The sequence below is a fragment of the Dietzia sp. DQ11-38-2 genome, from assembly GCF_014145055.1.
Taxonomy (GTDB): Bacteria; Actinomycetota; Actinomycetes; order Mycobacteriales; family Mycobacteriaceae; genus Dietzia.
Genome location: NZ_JAALDW010000088.1, coordinates 1 through 3691 on the forward strand (window position 1 = coordinate 1; position 3691 = coordinate 3691).

Below are 3691 nucleotides of genomic sequence, written 5' to 3' on the forward strand. Positions count from 1 at the left end.
CGGCCGCCACGCGCGCGGCGGCGGACATGACGGTGGTCGGGCACGCGGCGGTCGGGCATGCGGGGAGACGGCATGCGGCGGCGGGACCTCCTTCGGGGTGCCCCCGGCTTCAGGCCTTGCCGGCGACGACGTCGTTCTCCGCCCCATCGTAGAAGGGGATGTATCCCTTGTCGGACGACAGGACGTAGAGCGGGTCGTCGAACTGGGAGGTGTCGAACGCCTGCTCGCGCAGTTCGGTCTTGCGGCTCTTGTAGGTGGACGTCACCTCGAGCTCCTTGGAGAGCCGGATGAACAGCGGAACCGCGTACGACGGCAACGACCTGCGCAGGTGCTCCGCGAGCGCGGCGCCGTCGAAGTCGGACTTGTCGTGCAGCCGCACGGCGGCCATGCCCGCCTTGCCGTCGGCGCCCGGCACCGGCACGCCGTAGACCACGGCCTGGTCGACCTCGTGGCGAGCGCTGACGGCCGCCTCCACCTCGGTGGTCGCCACGTTCTCGCCCTTCCACCGGAAGGTGTCGCCGAGGCGGTCGACGAACGAGGCGTGCTTGAGGCCCTGGTCCATCATGAGGTCGCCGGAGACGAACCAGGCGTCACCGTCGCTGAAGGCGTCGCGGATGATCTTCTTCTCCGTGGCCTCCTTGTCGGTGTAGCCGTCGAAGGGCTGGGTGTCGGAGATGCCGCTGATCAACAGCCCGGTGCCGCCCTTGCCCACCTTGGTCAGCCGGCCGTCCGCGCCACGGCGGGGCTCTCCGGTGTCTGGGTCGTAGTCCACGATCGCGAAGTCCATCGGGCAGTAGCCGGTGGTCTTGGCGACGTTGAAGGCGTTGACGAACGCGATGTTGCACTCGCTGGCGGCGTAGAACTCACAGATCCGGTCCACGCCGAAGCGCTGTTGGAACTCCTCCCAGATCTCGGGGCGCAATCCGTTGCCCGTCATCACCCGGATGGAGTGGTCGCGGTCGCCGGGGCCGGGTTCCTGGTTGAGCAGGTAGCGGCAGATCTCGCCGATGTAGATGGCCGCGGTGGCGCGGGCGGCGCGGGCCTGATCCCAGAACTTCGACGCGGAGAAGTGCTCCTCGACGGCCAGGCACGCGCCGGCGGCGAGCACGCAACCGAGGGCCACCGTGAGCGCGTTGTTGTGGTACATCGGCAGCGGGCACAGCAGGACGTCGTCCTTCTTGAGCCGGACGCCGGAGAGGCCGAAGCCGGCCAGGGCCCGGTTCCAGCGGTAGTGGGACATGGTCGAGGCCTTGGGCAGACCCGTGGTGCCGGAGGTGAACACGTAGTACGCGGTCTCGTCGCCGAGCGTCTCGTCGGCCTCTGGCGGGTTGGTGGTGCCGGCGTCCGAACCCAATGCCTCGATCTCGTCCTCGAGCCAGGTCAGATCGGAGAGTTCGTCCGGGCGGTGGCCGGCGCTGAAGCCCCGGAAGGGGAGGTCGGACTCGGAGCCCACGGCGATCAACTCGCCGAGCCACTTCTCCCGGGGGATGGACGCGGCGGCCTCGGCGCACTCCGCGCCCATCAGGACGACCTTCGAGTCGATGATCTTCTGCGAGTGTTCCAGGACCTCACCACGCTGGTGGTGGTTGAGCAGGCCCACCGAGGCGCCCACCTTGACGGCACCGAGGATGGCGAACATGACCTCGGGCCGGTTGACCATGCAGATCCCCACGGTGTCGCCGCGCCGGACCCCGCGGGCCTTGAGCACCTCGGCGACGCGGTTGGCGCGTCGGTTCGTCTCCCCGTAGGAGAGCTCGGAGCCGAGGAACCGCATGAAGGGGGCGTCCGGCTGTGAGGCCGCCAGTTCCTGGAACCTGCGGCCGATGGAGAGCTTGTCGGTCCCCCGGGAGGTGCGGACGATCCGGAGACCACGCAGAACGGTCGGCAGATCCGAGATGAGGGAGGGTAATCCGCCCGCCAGGTCCAACGGGGTGAGGGTCTTGGCCCCCTGCGATGCGCTGCGGGTGGTGGCAGTGGACGTGGTGGTCACGGCTTCTCCTCTTTAGGGGTGGTGGGTGACGCGGTTGTGGGTGACTCGACGGCGAGTGATCTGGCGGGATCCCCGGCGAGGCCCCGCCACGCGAGTTCGACGACCACTCCCGCGGCCACCGATTTGGGTGTGGACCGGTGCGCGACGCGGTCGGCGACCGCCTCGCCGGCCCCGACCAGCGCCGTGGCGACCACTTCGAGCACCTCGCGACTGCGCCCGTCCACCGAGTTCTGCGCCAGCAGGTCGGTGGTGAGATCCACCAGGACGGAACGGGTCTTCTCGACCTCCTCGCTGAACGCGGGTTCGGCGACGGCCTGGCGGTACACGACGTTCCACGAATCCGTGTGGTCGTCCACGTAGTCGAGGAACGCCTCCACGACGTTCTCCAGACTGTGGCGTGCTCCGGTGCCGCTGGTCGCCGCGGAGGTGAGGTGCTCGATGAGCCGCCCGGACTCGCGGGTGACGCACGCGGAGAACAGTTCCTCCTTGGAGCCGTAGTAGAGGTACAGCATCGGTTTGGAGATCTTGGCGTCCTTGGCGATGGTGTCCATCGACGCCGACCGGTAGCCGAGATCGGAGAACACGCGAATGGCCGAGTCCAGCATCTGCTGTTCGCGGATCGCGCGTGGGATCCGTTTCGTCCCCGTCGTCACGAGACTCCTTCCGGCGGGACGTGGTGTCGTGTCCCACACCAACTTACCGGCCAGTAAGTAGTTGTGGGCGACACTCCACACGATCCGTGGTGTGCCGGGTGATACCCTTTCGGCATCGGCATGCCTCGCGGCACCCGCCAGTGCACACCATTCTCGTGACCCGCAGGGAGAACTCGATGAGCTTCGGTACCGGAGCGCTCGCCAGCGCAGTCGGCGGAATCGTCCTCGGCGGCATCGTCGCCTTCGGCGCCAGCTCCGCGATGGCCGAGAACTCCATCCCGGAGGTCCCCCAGCCGCCTGCGGACCAGGCCCTCCTGGGCCAGGTCGAGTACGGCGCCCGCTAGTCCCTCCCCGCGCCGGCCGAGGTGACCCGCGGGATCCGTCTCGGTGCAGGCGCGCGCGACGCGGTCGTCGCCTTCTTCGCGTTTCTCCTCCTTGCCTGCCTGCAGGCCCCGGGTCTGGTCGTCCCCGACACCAAGTACGACCTCGTCGTGGACCCGGGTCGCTTCCTCGCGCAGGCCACCCACCTGTGGACCGGGCTGTCGTTCGGCGGTCAGGTCCAGAACCAGGCGTACGGGTACCTCTTCCCCCAGGGGCCGTTCTTCGTGCTGTTCGACCTGGTCGGGATGCCCGCCTGGCTGACCCAACGCCTGTGGTGGGCTGTCCTGTTGACGGTCGCCTACGTCGGTGTGGTCCGGGTGGCGGCCGCCCTGCGGATCGGTACGCGCCGGACCCGGGTGATGGCCGGGATCCTCTACGCCCTCGCCCCGCGAATGATCGGCGACCTCGGGTCGATCTCCTCCGAGATCTGGCCCGTCGCACTGGCCCCGTGGGTGCTGCTCCCGGTGGTGCGGGTCCTGCAGGGACGCCTGTCCCCGCGACGGGGCGGGGCCGGTGCCGCGCTGGCCCTGGCGATGATGGGGGCGGTCAACGCGGCCGCGACCGCCATCGCCTGCCTCCCCGCGATCCTCTGGTGGCTGATGTTCCGACCCGGACGGACATGGGCCCGGCTCGCGGCGTGGTGGCTGCCCCTGTCCGTCGCGGCGTG

4 protein-coding genes are annotated in these 3691 nt (G+C 69.3%); 2 read left to right on the top strand and 2 right to left on the bottom strand.

Annotated features, from left to right (window positions below):
- Positions 1–109: 109 nt before the first annotated feature.
- Both G6026_RS03435 and G6026_RS03440 read right to left on the bottom strand, forming a co-directional pair.
- The gene (locus tag G6026_RS03435; protein ID WP_107757529.1) at positions 110–1990 is read right to left on the bottom strand and encodes a long-chain-acyl-CoA synthetase; all 1881 of its coding nucleotides are present in this window, start codon (positions 1988–1990) and stop codon (positions 110–112) included.
- Entirely contained in the window at positions 1987–2643 is a 657-nt protein-coding gene (locus G6026_RS03440; RefSeq protein ID WP_182612268.1) for a TetR family transcriptional regulator, read from the bottom strand. Before G6026_RS03440 ends, G6026_RS03435 begins: the two co-directional genes overlap by 4 nt.
- 155 nt (positions 2644–2798) lie before the next feature.
- Here G6026_RS03440 and G6026_RS03445 point away from each other — a divergent pair, with 155 nt between their 5' ends.
- A complete protein-coding gene (locus G6026_RS03445) occupies positions 2799–2987 on the top strand; it encodes a DUF2613 domain-containing protein (RefSeq protein ID WP_231750375.1) in 189 nt (62 codons plus the stop codon).
- Positions 2988–3008: 21 nt separating this feature from the next.
- Positions 3009–3691, top strand: a 683-nt coding sequence (locus tag G6026_RS03450) for an alpha-(1->3)-arabinofuranosyltransferase family protein (protein ID WP_182612269.1), incomplete at its 3' end; no start/stop codon positions are given.